General features: G+C 47.2%; 23 protein-coding genes and 1 rRNA gene. 1 reads left to right on the top strand and 23 read right to left on the bottom strand.

What is annotated here, in order from left to right; translation table 11 throughout:
- Positions 1-22: 22 nt before the first annotated feature.
- The 13 genes from pth to metG form a co-directional block, all read right to left on the bottom strand.
- Entirely contained in the window at positions 23-583 is a 561-nt protein-coding gene (gene pth, locus BW952_RS18260; protein ID WP_045850862.1) for an aminoacyl-tRNA hydrolase, read from the bottom strand.
- Positions 584-678: 95 nt separating this feature from the next.
- Complete coding sequence (locus BW952_RS18255) at positions 679-1317, bottom strand: 50S ribosomal protein L25/general stress protein Ctc (RefSeq protein ID WP_045850861.1); 639 nt, start codon at positions 1315-1317, stop codon at positions 679-681.
- A gap of 358 nt (positions 1318-1675) precedes the next feature.
- Positions 1676-2635, bottom strand: a complete 960-nt coding sequence (locus tag BW952_RS18250) for a ribose-phosphate diphosphokinase (protein ID WP_045850860.1) — start codon at positions 2633-2635, stop codon at positions 1676-1678.
- A gap of 21 nt (positions 2636-2656) precedes the next feature.
- Positions 2657-4033 carry a bifunctional UDP-N-acetylglucosamine diphosphorylase/glucosamine-1-phosphate N-acetyltransferase GlmU gene (glmU, locus tag BW952_RS18245; protein ID WP_045850859.1) on the bottom strand — a complete coding sequence of 459 codons (1377 nt, stop codon included), beginning with the start codon at positions 4031-4033 and terminating at the stop codon, positions 2657-2659.
- Positions 4034-4186: 153 nt separating this feature from the next.
- Positions 4187-4480, bottom strand: a complete 294-nt coding sequence (gene spoVG, locus BW952_RS18240) for a septation regulator SpoVG (protein ID WP_045850858.1) — start codon at positions 4478-4480, stop codon at positions 4187-4189.
- 157 nt (positions 4481-4637) lie between these two features.
- A complete protein-coding gene (locus BW952_RS18235) occupies positions 4638-5012 on the bottom strand; it encodes a RidA family protein (RefSeq protein ID WP_045850857.1) in 375 nt (124 codons plus the stop codon).
- A complete protein-coding gene (gene purR / locus BW952_RS18230) occupies positions 5009-5854 on the bottom strand; it encodes a pur operon repressor (protein WP_045850856.1) in 846 nt (281 codons plus the stop codon). Before purR ends, BW952_RS18235 begins: the two co-directional genes overlap by 4 nt.
- Before the next feature lie 68 nt (positions 5855-5922).
- Entirely contained in the window at positions 5923-6792 is an 870-nt protein-coding gene (ispE, locus tag BW952_RS18225; protein WP_045850855.1) for a 4-(cytidine 5'-diphospho)-2-C-methyl-D-erythritol kinase, read from the bottom strand.
- 139 nt (positions 6793-6931) lie between these two features.
- A complete protein-coding gene (veg, locus tag BW952_RS18220; protein ID WP_045850854.1) occupies positions 6932-7189 on the bottom strand; it encodes a biofilm formation stimulator Veg in 258 nt (85 codons plus the stop codon).
- A gap of 179 nt (positions 7190-7368) precedes the next feature.
- Positions 7369-8253 carry a 16S rRNA (adenine(1518)-N(6)/adenine(1519)-N(6))-dimethyltransferase RsmA gene (gene rsmA / locus BW952_RS18215; RefSeq protein ID WP_045850853.1) on the bottom strand — a complete coding sequence of 295 codons (885 nt, stop codon included), beginning with the start codon at positions 8251-8253 and terminating at the stop codon, positions 7369-7371.
- Positions 8250-8807 (bottom strand): ribonuclease M5, encoded by a 558-nt coding sequence (gene rnmV / locus BW952_RS18210; RefSeq protein ID WP_045850852.1) that lies wholly within the window; start codon positions 8805-8807, stop codon positions 8250-8252. Before rnmV ends, rsmA begins: the two co-directional genes overlap by 4 nt.
- 49 nt (positions 8808-8856) lie before the next feature.
- Positions 8857-9624: a TatD family hydrolase gene (locus tag BW952_RS18205; RefSeq protein ID WP_045850851.1), complete on the bottom strand. Its 768-nt coding sequence runs from the start codon at positions 9622-9624 to the stop codon at positions 8857-8859.
- A 31-nt stretch (positions 9625-9655) separates the two neighbouring features.
- Entirely contained in the window at positions 9656-11671 is a 2016-nt protein-coding gene (gene metG / locus BW952_RS18200; RefSeq protein ID WP_076496376.1) for a methionine--tRNA ligase, read from the bottom strand.
- 363 nt (positions 11672-12034) lie between these two features.
- On the opposite strand from metG, the gene BW952_RS18195 reads away from it, so the two are divergent.
- On the top strand, positions 12035-12319 hold the full coding sequence (locus tag BW952_RS18195) for a transition state genes transcriptional regulator AbrB (RefSeq protein ID WP_045850850.1): 285 nt from the start codon (positions 12035-12037) through the stop codon (positions 12317-12319).
- A gap of 38 nt (positions 12320-12357) precedes the next feature.
- Here the strand turns inward: BW952_RS18195 and rsmI are convergent, their stop codons facing one another.
- From rsmI to rrf, 10 genes are all read right to left on the bottom strand, one after another.
- A complete protein-coding gene (gene rsmI / locus BW952_RS18190; protein WP_414735802.1) occupies positions 12358-13230 on the bottom strand; it encodes a 16S rRNA (cytidine(1402)-2'-O)-methyltransferase in 873 nt (290 codons plus the stop codon).
- On the bottom strand, positions 13208-13489 hold the full coding sequence (locus BW952_RS18185) for a GIY-YIG nuclease family protein (RefSeq protein ID WP_045850848.1): 282 nt from the start codon (positions 13487-13489) through the stop codon (positions 13208-13210). Before BW952_RS18185 ends, rsmI begins: the two co-directional genes overlap by 23 nt.
- Positions 13458-14222, bottom strand: a complete 765-nt coding sequence (locus tag BW952_RS18180; protein WP_045850847.1) for a tRNA1(Val) (adenine(37)-N6)-methyltransferase — start codon at positions 14220-14222, stop codon at positions 13458-13460. Before BW952_RS18180 ends, BW952_RS18185 begins: the two co-directional genes overlap by 32 nt.
- A 62-nt stretch (positions 14223-14284) precedes the next feature.
- Positions 14285-14602, bottom strand: coding sequence for a DNA replication initiation control protein YabA (yabA, locus tag BW952_RS18175; RefSeq protein ID WP_045850886.1), 318 nt, complete (start codon positions 14600-14602; stop codon positions 14285-14287).
- Between the two features lie 49 nt (positions 14603-14651).
- Positions 14652-15479, bottom strand: a complete 828-nt coding sequence (locus BW952_RS18170; protein ID WP_045850846.1) for a PSP1 domain-containing protein — start codon at positions 15477-15479, stop codon at positions 14652-14654.
- Complete coding sequence (gene holB / locus BW952_RS18165) at positions 15472-16479, bottom strand: DNA polymerase III subunit delta' (protein ID WP_076496373.1); 1008 nt, start codon at positions 16477-16479, stop codon at positions 15472-15474. Before holB ends, BW952_RS18170 begins: the two co-directional genes overlap by 8 nt.
- A 14-nt stretch (positions 16480-16493) precedes the next feature.
- On the bottom strand, positions 16494-16823 hold the full coding sequence (locus BW952_RS18160; protein ID WP_045850845.1) for a cyclic-di-AMP receptor: 330 nt from the start codon (positions 16821-16823) through the stop codon (positions 16494-16496).
- A gap of 45 nt (positions 16824-16868) precedes the next feature.
- Positions 16869-17495, bottom strand: a complete 627-nt coding sequence (gene tmk, locus BW952_RS18155) for a dTMP kinase (RefSeq protein WP_045850844.1) — start codon at positions 17493-17495, stop codon at positions 16869-16871.
- A 1-nt stretch (position 17496) separates the two neighbouring features.
- The gene (locus tag BW952_RS18150; protein ID WP_045850843.1) at positions 17497-18900 is read right to left on the bottom strand and encodes an aminotransferase class I/II-fold pyridoxal phosphate-dependent enzyme; all 1404 of its coding nucleotides are present in this window, start codon (positions 18898-18900) and stop codon (positions 17497-17499) included.
- A 66-nt stretch (positions 18901-18966) separates the two neighbouring features.
- Positions 18967-19061 (bottom strand): 5S ribosomal RNA (gene rrf / locus BW952_RS18145); the annotation flags it as partial.

Raw genomic sequence — 19061 nt, 5'->3', positions numbered from 1 at the left:
CCCAAAGCTTTTTTCGCTTTCTTTACTGATTAAACTGGTTCATTGTTTCGATAAATGTATGGTCGATGGCATGGATACAGGCTGCTGTGCTTTTTTCAACAGCTTCATTCATCAGAACTCTTTCGTCGCTGCTAAATTTGCCGAGCACATAATCAACGGTTTTCACCGGGCCATCCGGACGACCGATGCCTACGCGTACGCGCTTGAACTGATCTGTTCCGAGATGAGCAATGGTTGACTTGATGCCGTTGTGCCCTCCCGCGCTGCCTTTTTGGCGAAGCCGGATCTTGCCCTGCGGCAAATCGAGATCATCATACACGACAATGACATCCTCTGTATCGATATCATAGTAGCGCATCACTTCTCCAATGCTTTCACCGGATAAATTCATATATGTGAGCGGTTTTAATAAAATGACTTTTTCCGCTCCTTTACGGGCAATGCCGTAAAGGCCTTTATGCTTTGCTTCTGTTAATTCAGCACCCAGCTGCTTCGCCAGGTCATCGATGACGTCGAATCCGATGTTATGGCGAGTTTCTGCATATTTAGCACCTGGATTGCCAAGGCCAACGATTAGTTTCATGCTTGTTTGCACCTCAATTTTCACAGTTATCCTCAGTATACATGACTGCATGCAAAAAAAACAGGCAGATCACTCTGCCTGTTCGATGAACGTCATTAGCTTTCCTTCGTTTCTTCTTCAGCAGATGCATCTGACTCTTCGCCTTCAGATCCTTCGCCTGCTTCCGCATCCTCAGTTTCTTCTTCCAGTTTCTGCGGTGGAAGAACAGATACAACCGTTTCTTCGTCTTCATGCTCGATTGTAAAGCTATGCTTGTCACGAATATCTCCTACTGAGATCGAATCGCCAATGGCAAGCTCTGACACATCTACAGACACGTGCTCAGGGAATTCAGAAACCTTCGCCGTTACAGTCAATTCAAACAATGGCTGCTGAATGACGCCGCCTTCTTTCGCACCAACTGCTTCGCCTTCAATATCCACACGTACTTGCGATGTGATTTCTGAAGAACGGTCCACTGATAAAAAGTCAGCGTGCACGATAAAGCCTTTGATTGGGTCCTGCTGATATTCCTGCAGCACAACGTCGTGCGTTTTGCCATCTACGTTTAATGAAATCAATCCATTGCGTCCTACTTCACGAATCACTTTAATGAATTCTGTTTCTTCAACCGATACCGGCGCAGATTCCACACCTTTTCCGTATACAACGGCCGGGAACGAGCCTGCTGTCCGGATTTCCGTTAATGCTGCTCTCGTAAAGCCCTCACGTTTTTTTGCTTGTAATTTACTCATAGCTGATCTTCACCTTCCTGATTTATAAATCGTCCGATTTTTTATGTGTACAGGATGTTTATTCCCCGCCCGTTCTTTTTTTAAACATTGCATCCGGAAAAAGCGGGTGTTTTTCACCTTGAAGCATACATTCAGCTTTTGTTGCCGCTGATATATTCTGATTAGCGCTGATAAAAGCTGGTCAACGCCGGTATATTTCTCGCGGCGCCGGTAAATGACTGGCTAACGCTGATATACTAAAATACCGGCGTTGGCACGGAGGATATCGGCGCTTTTTTCATTTTACCGGCGTTAGCTTCTTCTCCGGCTAAGATGAAAAAAAGCCGGCACCTCCCGGGCACCGGCTTTCTTCATGCTATTAATCAAATAATGTACTGACAGACTGGTCTTCGTGAACGCGGATAATCGCTTCACCGATTAACGGCGCAACCGATAATTCAACCACTTTGTCTGTTTTCTTTTCAGGCGCAAGGGCAATGGAGTTCGTCACGACAAGCTCTTTGATTTTCGAGTTTTCGATACGTTCCATCGCTGGGCCTGACAGGACAGGGTGTGTACAACACGCGTATACTTCTTTCGCGCCGTTTTCAGAAATCGCATTGGCAGCGAGGGTGATGGTTCCGGCTGTATCGATAATATCATCGATCAGAATCGCAATTTTACCTTCTACATTTCCAACGATGTTCATGACCTCTGATACGTTCGGACGCGGGCGGCGTTTGTCGATGATCGCAATCGGTGCCTTTAAGCGGTCTGCCAGCTTACGTGCGCGCGTTACGCCGCCGTGGTCAGGTGATACAATCACGATTTCGTCTTTGTTCAAGCCTTTTTCCTGAAAGTATTCACCCAGAATCGGCACGCCCATTAAATGGTCGATTGGAACATCAAAGAAGCCCTGGATTTGCGGTGCATGAAGATCCAGTGTAATTAAGCGAGTCGTGCCTGCTGTTTCAAGCAAGTTCGCGACCAGCTTGGCTGTGATCGGCTCGCGTGCCCGTGCTTTACGGTCCTGACGCGCATATCCATAATACGGAAGAACCACATTAATGGTTTTCGCAGAGGCGCGCTTTAATGCATCAATCATAATGAGCAATTCCATCAAGTGTTCGTTTACCGGGCCGCTTGTCGACTGGACGATGTACACGTCGCAGCCACGAATGCTTTCTTCAATGTTGATTTGGACTTCTCCATCGCTAAAACGGGTCACGGAACATTTTCCAAGCTCAACACCGATAAATTGGGCGATTTCCTGCGCAAGTGCCGGATTGGAATTCAACGAAAAGATTTTTAAATTTGGATCTAAATACTGATTGCTCATGATGACCTCCACTGTCCTGATTTAATCATTTTTTGGAAATATTTTTTGAACGTAATTTTCTTTATTCACCTGGCGGGCACGGGCAATCGCCATTGATTCCTCTGGCACTTCATCCGTTATCGTCGATCCTGCTGCTACGTAAGCGCCTTTCTTCACCGTGACAGGTGCGACAAGGTTTGAGTTGCAGCCGATGAACGCACCATCTTCAATTGTCGTCAAAAATTTGTTTTTGCCGTCGTAATTGACTGTGATGGTTCCGCAGCCAATATTCACATCGCTGCCCACTTCGGCATCACCGATATAGCTCAAGTGAGACGCTTTGCTGCCTTTTCCGAAAACGGCTTTTTTCACTTCAACAAAGTTGCCGATTTTCACTTCATCCGCAAGTGTGGATTGAGGACGAATGTGCGCAAATGGGCCAATGTTAACGTTTGAGCCAATCCGGCTGTCAAAGGCCGCTGACTGGCGAATGACCGTTTGATTGCCTACTTCACAATGCTGAATCTCACTGTTTGGTCCGATCGTGCAGTCTTCTCCGATCGTCGTATGGCCTGACAGCATTGTGCCCGGATGGACGATTGTGTCTGAACCGATTGAGACGTCCGGTCCGATATACGTATTTTGCGGATCTACAATCGTAACGCCTGCACGCATATGACGCTCATTAATCCGAGCCCGCATCAAGCGCTCCGCTTCACTAAGTGCAACGCGGTCATTTACGCCGAGCGTTTCATCAAAGCTGTCGGTCTGGTAAGCAGAGATCGTTTCACCCGCTGCTTTTAAGATTTCAATGACATCTGGCAAATAGTACTCACCCTGTACGTTTTCGTTTGATACGTTTTTCAATGCGTCAAACAATGACTTGTTATCAAAGCAGTACGTGCCTGTATTGATTTCTTTCACAGCGCGTTCTGTCTCAGATGCATCCTTGTGTTCAACAATGCGGCTGACAGAGCCGTCTTCACCGCGAATAATCCGGCCATATCCATCCGGCTTTTCAGCATGCGCGGTTAAGATCGTCGCTTTTGCATCTGTTTCTTCGTGGTGCTTCACGAGTGCTTCCATCGTTGACGTTTGAATAAGCGGTGTATCGCCGCAGACAACGAGTGTAATGCCTTCTTTTCCACCAAGCATCGACTCTGCCTGGACAACAGCATGTGCCGTGCCAAGCTGCTCTTCCTGCAATGCATAAGCAGAACGGTCCTGCAGCTGGGCTTTTACTTTTTCAGCACCGTGCCCAACAATCGTCACGATTTGTTCTGTATGTAAACCTGAGATTTGATCAATAACATGTTCCACCATTGGCTTCCCGCAGACCGGATGCAGCACTTTGTACAATTTCGACTTCATGCGCGTTCCCTGTCCGGCAGCCAAAATGACCGCGTAAATGTTCGCCATAAAAGGCCTCCTACTCTTTTCACCTTATTATCCACTATTGAATATATCTTAAATGCGGCTTTATTTCAATCATCGCCGCAAAATGACACATTATTGACAACGCAAAAAAGAGCCTTCTTTGGGATTAAGGCTCCTGGGCAAAAAAAAACAAGATTACGCTTCTTCAAGCGCAACCAAGTCTTCATTCTCCAACTTGCATACACGTTCATATTCCTCGAGTACTGAATCCTGAATTTTGCCGCGGGTCCCTGAATTAATCGGGTGCGCAATATCGCGGAATTCTCCCTCAGGTGTCCGTTTGCTCGGCATGGCGACAAACAATCCGTTATTCCCTTCAATGACGCGAATGTCATGAATCACAAACTCCCTGTCAAAGGTAATGGACGCAATCGCTCTCATTCTTCCGTCTGTTTGGATACGGCGTAATCTTATATCTGTAATTTCCACGCATATTCACCCCCTTTTCCCATTTTTAAAAAAGCATAAACTATTAATTCCATAATCGTTGCAATATTCCTTCTTTTTTAACTAAAAAAATTTCAGCCATTAAAAAACCAGCATGGCGGATTTTTTAATGGCTGCATATGGAATAGTGAATCTTTTTTTACTTCACAAGGGCAATGACTTCGATTTCCACTTTCACGTCTTTCGGCAGGCGTGCGACTTCCACGCATGAACGGGCTGGCTTATGGTCGGAGAAGTATTCGCCGTACACGTCGTTAAACGGCGCGAATTCATTCATGTCAGATAAGAAAACCGTTGCTTTCACAACCGTTTCGAGAGAAGCGCCCGCTTCTTCAAGAACCGCTTTGACGTTCGCGAATACTTGATGCGTTTGGTCCTCGATTGTTCCTTCAACCAGTCCGCCTTCTGCTGTGAGCGGAATTTGGCCAGAGCTGTAAAACAAATTATTTACAATAATCCCCTGTGAATACGGTCCGATAGCGGCTGGTGCTTTTTTTGTGTTGACGATGTTCATTCTGATGTCCCCTCCAAAAATTCAATGTTTTTCGTAAAATAATTGCCTTCTACAACAGTGATCGCTGCATTCTTTTCATTTACATCCTGCAGCTTAACGAGCGAAATGTAATCATCAATTAAGCAGTCTGGATACGCGGCTTCAACCAGCACAGCAATCCCCGCTACGGATGCGTTGAATTCAGACAGCAGGCTGATCATTCCGTTGATCGTGCCGCCGCCCTTCATAAAGTCATCAACGAGCAGCACTTTTGATCCCTCTTTTAAGCTTCGCTTTGACAGTACCATCGCCTGAATGCGCTTTGTGGACCCGGACACGTAGTTGATGCTGACGGTCGGGCCTTCTGTTACCTTGCTGTCACGGCGCACAACAACAACCGGCACATTTAAATGCGCGGCAATGGCATGTGCGATCGGAATTCCTTTGGCTGCTACCGTCATGACTGCATCGATTTTTTTATCTGCATAAGCGGAAGCGAGAAGCTTGCCGATTTTATTCATGGTCGCCGGATTCCCGAGCAAGTCCATAATGTATAAGTAGCCGCCCGGAAGCAGACGGCCTGGATTTTCAATCTGCCGGCACAATTCAGAAATAAAGGCTTTCGCGCTTTCTTTATCCACGCGGGCATAAAATTTCACTCCGCCGGCTGCGCCCGGCACTGTTTGCAGCGTGCCAATCCCCCGTTTTTCAAATGTTTCTTTAATAATCGCCAGGTCTTCACTAATGGAGGACTTGGCCGAGCCAAATCTTTCCGCAAACACGGTTAAGGAAACGAGCTGATGCGGATGCTCCAGTAAATAATGCGTCATATCGATAATACGTTCACTTCGACGAAACTTCATCGTTCTATTTAAACCTCCCAGGGAGTAAAACCGAATATTTTAATTATAATATATCTTAATATACGGTTTTAATCAACCAGATCCCCATCGCCGAGCATTCGGACTGCGTACACCTGATCACAAAATCCACGAAGGCAATTGTAGACACGATGCATCCTTGAATCGTGGCGGATTAAGCCGAAAACAGTCGGACCGCTCCCGCTCATTAACACGGCGTCTGCTCCGAACCGAATCATTTGCTCTTTAATCAATGCCACTTCCGGATGCGCCTGCAGCGTGACAGATTCCAGCACGTTCCCCATATTCCGGCACATTTTCTCATAATTATTTTCTTTAATCGCTTCAATCATTGCTCTTGTATCCGGCCGTTTCATCCGGTCAAGCTTCAGGTTTTTATACACCTCACCTGTCGAAACGCCGATGGTCGGCTTGGCCAGCACCACCCAGCAGTTGGGCGGAGACGGCAAATGTTCGATTTTTTCTCCCCGTCCCGTTGCAAGCGCTGTGCCCCCGTATACACAAAAGGATACGTCCGACCCGATTTCCGCGCCAAGCTGCGCCAGCTCATCGAGAGACAGTCCGAGATCCCATAATTGGTTTAAGCCTTTTAACGCAGCCGCCGCATCACTGCTGCCGCCTGCAAGCCCTGCCGCCACCGGGATGATCTTGTCGATTTGAATCGAAACACCCTTTTTAATGTGATACCGTTCCTTTAACAGCTTTGCAGCCTGGTACGCTAAATTACGGCTGTCATCCGGAACAAAGCGGTTGTGGGAGATAATGCGGATTTCATTTTTCTCCAAGCTTTCGAGCTCCAGCCGGTCAGCTAAATCCACCGTTGTCATAATCATTTCTACTTCATGGTAGCCATCCGGCCTTTTGTGCAATACATCAAGCGTCAGGTTTATTTTTGCCGGCGCTTTTATCATCAATTTCATTTCATTCCACCTACTTCGCGTTTTCACAATAAATTATTGTCTTATTTTATCACAAAGAAAAAGAGCCGGCTCAAAAGATTCGATTTGAATCTTCTGAGCCGGCTCCCCGGTGTGCTGCTTTATGAAAAAAGCAAGCTATTTATACTGCGCTGCCTGCCGCTGCATCTTCAAATGTCAGTTCAACTGTTTCAGTGAGCACATCCGCGTAGCTATATGAAACGCGTTCGAATGAATTCTCGTCCTGATCAAGTTCTACGACAAAAACAGCAGGATACGTCTCCGTCAAAATACCGGAACGCTCAATCGTCTTACGTCGTCCACCATTTGCTTTCAACATCAATCTTTTACCTAAATGACTATCAAGCGATTTCTTTATGTCAGCTAATGTTTTCGGCATCTGCATCCACCTCACTATGTTTAGTGTAGCACAAACTGTTATTTTAGTCAAACAAATAAAATATTTTATCAGCGTCGTCAATCAATGTCAATATCTTTTACTCGCCAAATACCGATTTTTTTCGATAACGCTAGTATTTCCCACTTCAATAAAAAAAACCGCTCTTTTTTCAGAGCAGTTTATCCTTTTCCGATCCCGTTCGCTTCCAACGCCTGCGTCAGGCGGGCAAATTCAGCGAGAGACAGCGTTTCCCCCCGTCTGGACGGGTCGATTTCAGCTTCTTCCAGCGCAGCGAGAAGATGATCTTTCTTTTCTTTTCCGCCCGGGAGGCCGTTGACCAGGTTGTTTAAAATGGTTTTCCGGCGCTGGGCAAAGGACGTTCGGGTCACTTGAAAGAAAAAGTCCTCATTTTCCACCTGCACAGCCGGCTGTTCCCGCACATCAAGCTTGACAATAGCCGAATCGACATTTGGCGGCGGCATAAAGACCGTTTTCGGTACAATAAAAGCAATAGACGCTTCTGTATAATATTGAACCGCAATAGAAAGCGAGCCGTATTCCTTTGAAGAAGGCTTGGCTGAGATACGGTCCCCAACTTCCTTCTGCAGCATGACGACAAACCCGTTGACGGGTATTTTGTCTTCAAGCAGCTTCATAATAATCGGCGTTGTCACGTAATACGGAAGGTTTGCGACGACCATCAGCCGTTCAAAGCCGGCAAATTCCTGCTCCACAACCGTTTTGACGTCTGCTTTTAAGACATCCTCGTTAATCACCTTGACATTGTCATACGGCGCAAGCGTTTCATCTAATATAGGCAGCAGGCGCTGATCAATCTCAAATGCTACAACCTTCCCGGCCGCGCGGGCTAAATGCTCCGTCAGGGCGCCAATGCCCGGGCCAATCTCAATAACACCGGTTTCTTTCGTTAATCCAGCCGTTTCTGTAATCCGGTGCAAAATATTCGGGTCAATTAAAAAGTTTTGGCCGAGGCTTTTTTTAAATGAAAACCCGTGCCGGGCCAATATATCTTTTGTCCGGGACGGTGTCGCGATATCCTTCATCCTTGTTCCTCCTCCAATACTTCTTGTAATGCTTCAGCAAATTGCTGCTTTGTAATTTGAAACATGAGCAGCCGCTTATGCAGCTGTTTTCCGTTCACATAGCCGATCTTCAGCTTTTGGCCGAGCGCTTCCCGTCTGGCTGACGAAACCGGACCGCCAACCAGCCCGGCGGCTACCAGGTCTTCCTTTGTAATCTGCTCCTCGGCTTCATCCTGCATATACTGGGCATCGCGCAGCGCGTTACGAATCGCTTCAATAGATGCATGCTCGACGCCGACACCCCGGCCATGCTTTTCAATGGCTGCCGATTTAGGCAGGAAAGCGTGACGGCAGCCAGGAACATGCTGATCGATCAAGCTGCGAATCCGCTGTCCCGGATAGTCCGGGTCCGTCAGAATAATGACTCCCCGCGTTTGCTGTGCATGCCGAATTTGCTCGATCACACGGTCATCGACCGCTGAACCTCTCGTTTCAATTGTATCTGCATTCACAGCCAACTTAATTTTGACTGTATCATCTTTTCCTTCAACAACAATGATTTCTTTTACTTTCATTTTCCCTCCCGTGCATGTAAAAAAGCGGAGGCTGCCGGGAGCCTCCTGCTTAATGTAATTGAAACAATCGATTGGCATTGTGCATTGTTGCCTCTGCCACTTCCTCGTACGATACGTTTTTTAATGCTGCGATTTCTTCTGCCACCAGCTTCACATACGCCGGCTCATTGCGTTTGCCCCGATAAGGATGAGGCGCTAAATACGGACAGTCTGTTTCGATCAGCAGCTTATCGAGCGGCACCGCCTGGGCGACTTCCTTCGGCTTTTTCGCATTTTTAAACGTGACTGGACCGCCCAGTGAAATATAGAAATTCATTTTCACACATTCAAGCGCCGTTTCAGCACTGCCGCTGAAGCAGTGCATAATGCCGCCCACGTCAGCTGCCTCTTCTTCTTTTAATATGTCCACAATATCCTGCGTCGCATCGCGGTTATGAATAACAATTGGCAGATTGACCTTTTTAGCCAGGCGGATTTGACGGCGGAACACATCCTTTTGTACGTCCTTCGGCGATTTGTCCCAATGATAATCGAGACCCATTTCTCCAAGCGCGACGACTTTCGGATGTGACGACAGCTCTTCAATCCACGCTAAATCCTCGTCCTTCATATCAATCGCGTCGACTGGATGCCAGCCAACGGCCGCATATAATGCTTCATGCTGTTCAACCAATTCTATTGCACGGGTAATGGTCGGCCGGTCAAAGCCGACGACCACCATGCGGCTTACGCCCGCTTCCTTTGCACGCTGAATTGCTTCTTCCACATCTTCTTCAAATTGTTCTGCATTTAAGTGAACATGTGTATCGAATAGCATGTTATCCCACCTTTTGTTTCACGTGAAACAATTATTTAATTCTAGCTCCATTTGGCAGATTTTCCGGCACTTCCGCCAGTGTTAAAATGCCGTCTTTTGAGCCGGCTAAAATCATTCCTTGTGAAAGCTCTCCACGCAGCTTGACCGGCTTTAAGTTGGCGACGACTACCACTTTGCGGCCGACGAGCTCTTCCGGCTTGTAGTGCTGGGCAATGCCTGACACGACCTGACGCTTTTCAAAGCCGAGATCCAGCTGCAGCTTCAACAGCTTATCCGCTTTTTTCACAGGAGACGCTTCGATGACGGTTGCGGCACGAAGATCAATCTTCATAAAGTCATCAATGCTGATTTCTTCTGCAACAGGCGCATACTCCTCCACCGGTTTTTCTTCCACAGCAGGCGCCGGCCCTTGCATTTTTTCTTTAATAAACGCAATTTCCTCTTCCATATCAAGACGAGGGAAAATCGGTTCGCCTTTTTTCACAACGTGTACACCCGCAGGAATCGCACCGAATGCGGAAAGGCTATCCCAGTTTTGCAGGCTTTCATCCGTCAGCTGAAGCTGTTCAAAGATTTTCGACGGTGTGCCTGTTAAAAATGGCGTTAGCAAAACCGCAGCGCGGCGCAACGATTCAGCCAGGTGATACATCACTGTACCGAGCTTTTCTTTTTCCTCTTCCTTCGCCAGCACCCATGGCTGTGTTTCATCAATGTACTTGTTCGTCCGGCTCACAAGCTGCCAGAGCGACGTGAGCGCAACGGAGAACTCCATGTTTTCCATCGCTTCTTCGTAATCACGAACGGTTTTTTCATTTATGTCAACGAGTGCCTTTTCAAACTCGCCCTCTGATCCGCTGTAGGCAGGGATTTCACCGTTGAAATATTTATTGATCATTGCGACCGTCCGGTTGAGCAGATTGCCCAGATCATTGGCCAGATCGTAATTAATCCGCTCAACGAAGCCTTCCGGTGTAAAAACCCCATCGGAGCCGAACGGCACTTCACGAAGCAAGTAATACCGAAGCGCATCCAGGCCGTAGCGGTCGATTAACGTAACCGGATCGACAACATTTCCTTTTGATTTGGACATTTTCCCGTCCTTCATCAGCAGCCACCCGTGGGCGAATACTTTTTTCGGAAGAGGCAAATCAAGCGCCATTAACATAATTGGCCAATAAATCGTGTGGAAGCGGACAATTTCCTTGCCGACAAGGTGCACATCCGCCGGCCAGTACTGATTGAACTTTTCATTGTTCTCCGTTCCGTAGCCAAGCGCCGTAATGTAGTTTGACAGCGCGTCGATCCAAACGTATACAACATGCTTCGGATTGCCCGGCACCTTTACGCCCCAATTAAATGTAGTTCGTGATACGGCCAAATCCTCAAGGCCCGGTTTAATGAAGTTATTGATCATTTCATTTTTACGGGATTCCGGCTGAATGAAGGTCGGGTTTTCCTCATAATACTTGAGGAGCCGGTCCGCGTACTTGCTCATCCGGAAAAAGTAGGATTCTTCTCTCACTTTTTCTACCGGGTGGCCGCTGTCCGGGCTTTTGCCGCCTACGACTTCGCCTTGCTCGTTTACTTCTTTATCCGTCAGCTGTGTTTCAGTATAAAAGGTTTCGTCCGGAACGGAATACCAGCCTTCGTACTCTCCGAGGTAAATATCCCCCTGATCGAGAAGCTGCTGAAAAATCTTCTCCACCACGTTTTTATGGCGTTCCTCTGTTGTCCGGATAAAATCATCGTTGGAAATGTGCATGGTGTTCCAAAGGTCTTTAATGCCGGAAACAATGTCATCCACATATTCTTGCGGTGTCACGCCTTTTTCATCCGCTTTTTCCTGAATCTTTTGGCCGTGCTCATCCGTGCCTGTCAAATACATCACATCAAACCCGCGCAGGCGCTTGTAGCGTGCCATTGCGTCTCCCGCAACGGTTGTGTACGCGTGTCCAATATGCAAGTTGCCGCTTGGATAATAAATAGGGGTCGTTAAATAAAATGGTTTTTTATGCTCAGTCACTGAAAAGTCCTCCTTAAAAAGCATTTCACTAATAGGTACCCATGCTTTTTTAGTCACTTCTTTTATTTTCTCCCATATACGAATAAATGTAAATAAGATGCCCTTTTTTTTAACGGATTTCTTTGTCGAACATTCGATTTTATTCGACATATTTCGACAAGTTTCAAAAATATTTTTTTGCCTTTTTGCACCATTTGTCTAAAAACGTTGATTTATCAAGGGATGAAGCCTTTACAGTTAATTGAAGAATTAGATTTTATTTGTTGACGTTTATGGCAACACTTGGTACAATTACGTCATAGGGTAAGTATTTTGTCGAATGCTGACGAATGAATGTATACAAGGCCATTTGGATAAAGCACATATATTAGAGAGGGGTTTTTTTAAATGAAATCAACAGGAATTGTACGTAAGGTAGACGAATTAGGACGGGTTGTTATTCCAATCGAATTGCGCCGCACTTTAGGCATCGCTGAAAAAGACGCTTTGGAAATTTATGTAGATGACGACAAAATCATCTTGAAAAAGTACAAGCCAAGCATGACTTGCCAGGTAACAGGCGAAGTATCAGATGACAACATTAAGCTTGCTGACGGCAAACTAATCCTTAGCCACGAAGGCGCTGAGATTTTGATGAAAGAAATCGAAGACGCGTTTGCAAAAGGAAAATAAGATCACACAAAAAGGTGCCTCAAACAGGCACCTTTTTTTCATATATGGTAAGCAGCGTACACGTCCCGCTTGGGTACATTTCGGTCCTTTGCCACCTGCTTGATGGCTTCTTTTGACTTCAAGCCTTTTTCGTCGACGTAATGATCCACGTGCGCTTCAACGGACAAGTCCTGCCACCAGCTCACTTCTGCTTCTGCAGCCGGCTCTTTGCCGCTGCCTTCAACAATTAAGCAAAACTCGCCTCGAATCTCTGATTCGGCCGACCATTTCACTGCTTCCTCAATCGTTCCGCGCAAAAATTCTTCAAACTTTTTCGTCAGCTCGCGGCTTAAGACGATTCTCCGTTCTGCTCCAAGATATTCTTCCATTAAGGCAAGTGTTTCTTTTAAGCGATGCGGCGACTCGTATAAAATAAATGTATGCTGCATACCTGCCAGCTTCTCAAGCTCGTTTTTCTTTTCTTTTTTGCCTCGGCTTAAAAAGCCGTAAAAGTAAAACGGCTGAGGCGTCAGGCCGGATGCAATTAAAGCGGTCACCGCCGCATTAGCACCTGGAAGCGGCACGACGCTTACGCTCGATTCAATGGCCATCAGAACAAGATCGTGACCCGGATCGGAAATACACGGGGTGCCGGCATCGCTGACAAGCGCCACTGTTTCCCCGCCCAAAATGCGGTCAATCAGCTTTCGGCCTGCCGCTTCACTGCTATGTTCATGGTAGCTGACGACCGGTGTCGCAATCTCAAAGTAATTGCACAGCTTTTTTGTATTGCGGGTATCTTCTGCCGCAATCACGTCGGCTTCCTTCATGATGCGAATAGCTCGTATAGTGATATCCTCTAAATTCCCGATAGGCACCGGAACGAGATACAGCAGCCCTTCTTCTTTATCAAAGCTTTTCTGCGAATTCAACCGCCACACCCCTTTTCTTTAAATACGCTTCTTTTTTCCGGCGCGGAAGCTGTTTAAAAGCGTATTCTGCACGCATCGCTTCCTGCTTTGTTTCAAACGATTCATGGTGAATAAGCGCAACAGGCAGCCGGGCGCGCGTATACTTTGCTCCTTTTCCCGCGTTATGGGTACTCAAACGCTTGGGTACATCGTTTGTATACCCGGCATAAAGAGAGCCGTCCTTGCACTTAAGAACGTAAAAATGGTGGCTCATCTCCATATAAGAGGGTCCTCACTTCCTCTGTATAATCGCCTTTTTCATCATAAACGAAAAGCGGCGGCAAAATTTTCAAATCAGGCGCCCCGTCTTTAATGCCTTCAACCAAAACGGTATTCGCTTCTTTGTTGCCTGCTTTCGGATACACAAATCGGATGCGCTTCGGCTCTATCCGGTAGGCCCTCATCAATGTCACAATATCCAGCAGGCGGCCCGGCCGGTGAACGAACGCCGCTTTGCCGCCCTGCTTTAACAGACGCGAAGCCGATTGAATGCAGTCTTCGAGTGTGCACATAATTTCGTGGCGGGCAATGGCGAAATGCTCGTTCGGATTTATTTCATTTTTAGACGCTGTTGAAAAATACGGCGGATTGCATGTGACGAGCGTATGCTTTTCCTTCCCGAGGAAATCAGGCGCTTGCTTTAAATCGTCATGCACCATATGGATCTGGTGCTGAAGCTTGTTGTAGTCCACACTGCGAATGGCCATATCGTACAGGCGCTCCTGTATTTCCACCCCGGTGATCGGCATGCTCGTTCTCGCTGACATTAACAGCGGTACCACGCCATTTCCTGCACAGAGATCGACGATAGAGCCCCGCGATTTAGAGACAGACGCAAACCGGGCTAATAGCACAGCATCCAGTGAAAATGAAAAAACGGACGGACTTTGAATGATCCGCAGCTCCTCCGCCAGCAAATAATCAAGCCGCTCATCATGCTTTAATTCAACCATACCATGGTACTCCCTTTGCACAAAAGAACCTTCCTCATGAAAAGGAAGGCTTCACTCTTTTTTTATTTTTTATTTAAAAAGGATAAACAAAACAAACAGTCTTCATCCTTGCGCGGGCTGCCAAAATGCACACTGCAAATGTGGAAGCCTTCCTGATACAAACGGGCCAGATTATCGTACCCTTCACCGATATCCGCTCCGCGTGCCTGTACATTCACAGCTCCTGACGGTTTTCGCCCCTGATCACGCTCCAGCTCCTCAAGGCGGCGGCGCAGATGATCATTCTCAAGCGTCAGTGAATTGTTTTCTTCCAGGATTTCAGCCAGCTGCATTTTCACTTCACCGAGCTGCTGATAAAGCTCTCCTATTTGAAGCTCCATGTGGCTGACTGAGTCAAAAATGCCTTTTTTATCTAACTTTTCCACCGCATCAATCACCTGCTTTCACAGAAACGGCTCCTTCTTTCCCGATCTCATCTGATGAGAATTCAAGCGTCCGTTCTAATTCCGGGATGTGCACCTGTACGAGCCTTTCCAAAACATTCAACCCGGTTACACGGCCGTTGCCGCTTGGTGTTTGTACTCTCTGGCCCACATCCGGCAGTTCACGGCGCGCATCTTCATATTCATCGTTTTCATACTTCAGACAGCACATCAGACGTCCACACAGTCCAGAAATCTTTGCCGGATTCAAGGACAGGTTTTGATCCTTCGCCATCTTAATGGACACCGGCTCAAAGTCACCTAAAAAAGTAGAGCAGCAAAGCATCCGTCCGCACGGTCCAATACCGCCAAGCATTTTCGCTTCATCGCGAACACCAATCTGGCGCAGCTCAATCCGTGTTCTGAAAATAGACGCTAAATCCTTTACCAGCTCGCGGAAATCAACGCGCCCATCCGCTGTGAAATAAAAAATAACCTTGTTGCGGTCAAATGTATATTCCACATCGACAAGCTTCATATCAAGCTTGTGCTCAGAAATCTTGCTTGTGCATGTATCAAACGCATGAATCGCTGCCTCACTGTTTTCCTGAACCGCCAGGCGGTCCTTCTGGTCAGCTGTGCGAATCACTTTCTTCAATGGCAGAACAACATCATCTTCATCGACTTCTCTTGGTCCGACAACGACATGCCCATATTCAACGCCGCGGACCGTTTCCACAATGACATGGTCCTCAAGCTGAATGCTGAGATCTCCCGGATCAAAATAATATATTTTACCCGCTTGTTTAAAGCGTACACCTACTACATTACACAAAGGCGTGTCCCCCCTGTAACTTTAACAAAAGCTGCTCCATCAGCAGCTGCTGATTCATGTTGCTGTTGAGTTTTCGTTTCGCTTCTAAAATGAACGCCATCCGTTCTGCAAGCTGTTCCGCAGATAACGGCAATGCGTCCTGTTGTAGCATGGCGAGACGATCAGGAAATGCCAGACTGTCTTGCTCATCAGTCATAATGGAAAGCAAATCCCTATGGATCAAAACGAAAAGATCAAGGGCAAGACTGACCTGCTGTTTCTCTTTAAAATGTGAATGAAAGTCTTCTGAAAGCGAAACAATGGCCGACAGCCCTCCGCCTTTTAGACCTTCATACAATTTTAACACTATTGAACGCGCCTGTGCAAACCACTCATCCTTTGCCCATTCAATCGCTTCTTCCTGGTGATTGGTCAGCTTCGACACAACAGAAGCCATTGGAATGCTGATTTCACGCTCAATCAGCCGCTGCTTCAGCTCATTCGAGTCCATCGGCTTAAATGTCAGCTGCTGACAGCGGGATAAAATCGTCGGCAGCACACGATTCATTTGTTCTGTTAATAAAAAGGCGACCGTGTTGGCGGACGGCTCCTCTAAAAACTTAAGCAAGCTGTTCGCCGCGCTGGCCGTCATTTTATCCGCCTGATTAATAATATATACTTTCCAGCTTGATTCAACCGCTGTTTTCTTAAACTCCTGCTGCAAAAACTGGATTTGTTCTTTTTTGATCGACAAGCCATCCGGCTCAATCAAGTGAAGATCCGGATGGTTCCCGTGCTCAATCCGGCGGCAGTTAATGCACGAGTTGCACGGCTTTGTTTGTTCCTCCGGCTGGAGGCAAAACAAGCTTTTGGCAAAAAGGAGCGCCGTTGCTTTTTTGCCTGTACCCGGATCTCCTTCAAACAAATAGGCATGAGCGACACGATCGCGCAGCAGGCTGTTTTCAATCATCCTCATCACAACCGGCTGGCGCTCTTCTGCTTCTTTCCACGAATTAGACACGTGATCCACGCCCTTTAAAATTGATGAAACTGCTCAACTGGAAGTACAAAGACCGTTGCACCGCCAACCGGCACCTCAACTGGATACGGTACATACGCATCAACATTGCCGCCCATCGGCGATACGGGAGGGGCCACCTGCTCGCGCGACTGGCAATTTTTCTTAATCACATCAAGCGCTTCCTGCACCCGCTCATCTTCAACACCGATCATGAACGTCGTATTGCCCGCTTTTAAAAAACCGCCTGTTGATGCAAGCTTTGTTGCACGAAGCTGATGATTAATCAATGCCTGTGACAGCTTATTGCTGTCCTGATCCTGTACAACCGCCATAATTAATTTCATACTATCTTCCCCTCTCACAGGATTTCTTTTATTATACCAAATCTTTTAGCCGAGTACTTTTTCAATTTCGGCAAGTGCATCCTGAAAAACGCGTTCTTCTTCCTGTTCCGCGTCAATGATGACCATTCGGTTCTTGTTTGCTTCGGCGAGCTTTAAATAAGCTTTTCTCACCTTTTCATGAAAAGAAAGGTCTTCCAGGTCCAGCCGGTTCACCTCTCGGCCGTCATGCTGATGAATACGCGCAAGACCTACCTCCGGCCTTACATCAAATAGCAGTGTTAATGAAGGCATGACGCCATCAATCGCAAAGTCATTGATCGAGCCGACCTCGTGCATTCCGAGTCCTCTCGCCTCTCCTTGATAAGCGAGAGAGCTGTCCACAAACCGGTCACACAGGACGATTGCTCCCGCTTGAAGTGCGGGGATGACTTTCTCTACTAAATGCTGGCGGCGGGCAGCCGCATATAAAAGAGCTTCCGTCCGCGCATCCATCGCTGTGTTTTCTTTATTTAAAATGACCGAGCGGATTTGTTCCGCAATCGCAATCCCGCCCGGCTCTCTTGTCTGAATAATCGGCAGCTTTCTTCGCTCAAGCTCTTTGACAATTCGGTCGAGGACGGTCGTTTTACCGGCTCCCTCGGGTCCTTCTATTGTAATAAATAGTCCTGACATATCAATTCTCCTTCCGAAAAACAACAATCTTTTGTTCCGTTAATTGGTGTCCACCGTGAAAACGGGCTCCATTCTCCTGCAGCCATTGAATCGCCTGAATATGCGCATCCGATAAGCATTCGCCTTCCATGACGAGCGGGATGCCCGGCGGATACGGAATAATCATCTCTGCTGCGATGCTGCCCACCGCTTCTGTAAACGACACGGCTTCTTTCTGGTGCTGCTTATGCTCATTATAAGGCAATGAGAGCACCGTTACACGATCAGATGGAGGAACGTCTAAAAACGGCACCGCCAGCCGATCATCAGGCAAAACGAAAGAGAACAGTTTTTCTGCCAGCTTCTGCTCAAACGAAGCTTCCCCTTCTTTTAACAGAGGAAAAATAAGCAGCACTTGATACGGATCAGCTAATTCCGCATACACACCCTTTTCCTCAAGCAGCGCTTGCAGGCCAAACCCGGTTAAGCCATTTGCTCTTACCAGCAGTTTAAACGGATCATCGACTGACAGGCATACAAGCCCCTTTGATTGAAGAAGCTGAACAATGTTCCGTTTCACCTTCAGCGCATACGCATAATCCGCCTGGCTGTATAAAGCGAGATACGAACGGGCAAAGTCAAGTGATGCCATAATCGGATAGGACGGGCTGCTGGACTGTAGCGCCTGCAAATAAAAATGAATCCTTTCCCGGTCAATGTCTTCCGATTGAATATGAAGAAATGCGCCCATTGTCATTGCCGGCAGCATTTTATGCGCAGACTGCACGACGAGATCAGCCCCCATCTGCAGCGCACTTTTCACTTGAGGAATCACCTGTGCACTCAAATGAGCTCCATGTGCTTCATCAACAAGCACCAGCGCTCCATGTGACCGCGCGATGGCCGCCAGTTCTTGAAAAGAGCCAGTCATTCCATAATACGTCGGATACGTAAAAATGACGACTTTGCTTTCCGGGTAGGCTTTAAATGCTTGTGTCAGCGTATCAGCTGACATCAGAACGGCCGTTTTTGTTCGATCGTCCATTTTTGGCTGAAGAAATACCGGATAAGCTTCTGCCATCTTTAACGCATTTAAAATAGATTTATGGCAATTGCGCTGAACCAGTACAGTATCTCCTATGGAAATGGTCCCTAAGATCATCGCCAGGTTTCCTACTGTACTCCCGTTCACCAGAAATTTGCTTTCATGTGCATCATACACGTCAGCCAGCAGCGTTTCCGCTTGTTTGATACAGCTTTCCGGCGCATGAAGATCGTCAAGACCTGTGAGCTCAGTTACGTCCAACGAAAGATCCGTCCATGAGGCCAGCAATCCGTTTTTATGTCCCGGAACATGAAAAGAAACAGGATCTTTCTGTATATGCTTCTGTAATGCATCGATCATCGGCATGGAAGAATGATTCATTTCATCAGATCTCCTTTTCAACATATAAAAAAAAGAGATGACGTAGTGTCATCTCTTTCTCTTGTTGCCAGGCGGCGTCCTGCTCTCACAGGGGGAGACCCCCAACTACCATCGGCGCTGAAGAGCTTAACTGCCGTGTTCGGGATGGGAACGGGTGTGAC

The sequence above is a fragment of the Domibacillus enclensis genome (assembly GCF_900156125.1).
Lineage (GTDB): Bacteria > Bacillota > Bacilli > Bacillales > Domibacillaceae > Domibacillus > Domibacillus enclensis.
This window is presented reverse-complemented; position numbering and strand designations above follow the sequence as displayed.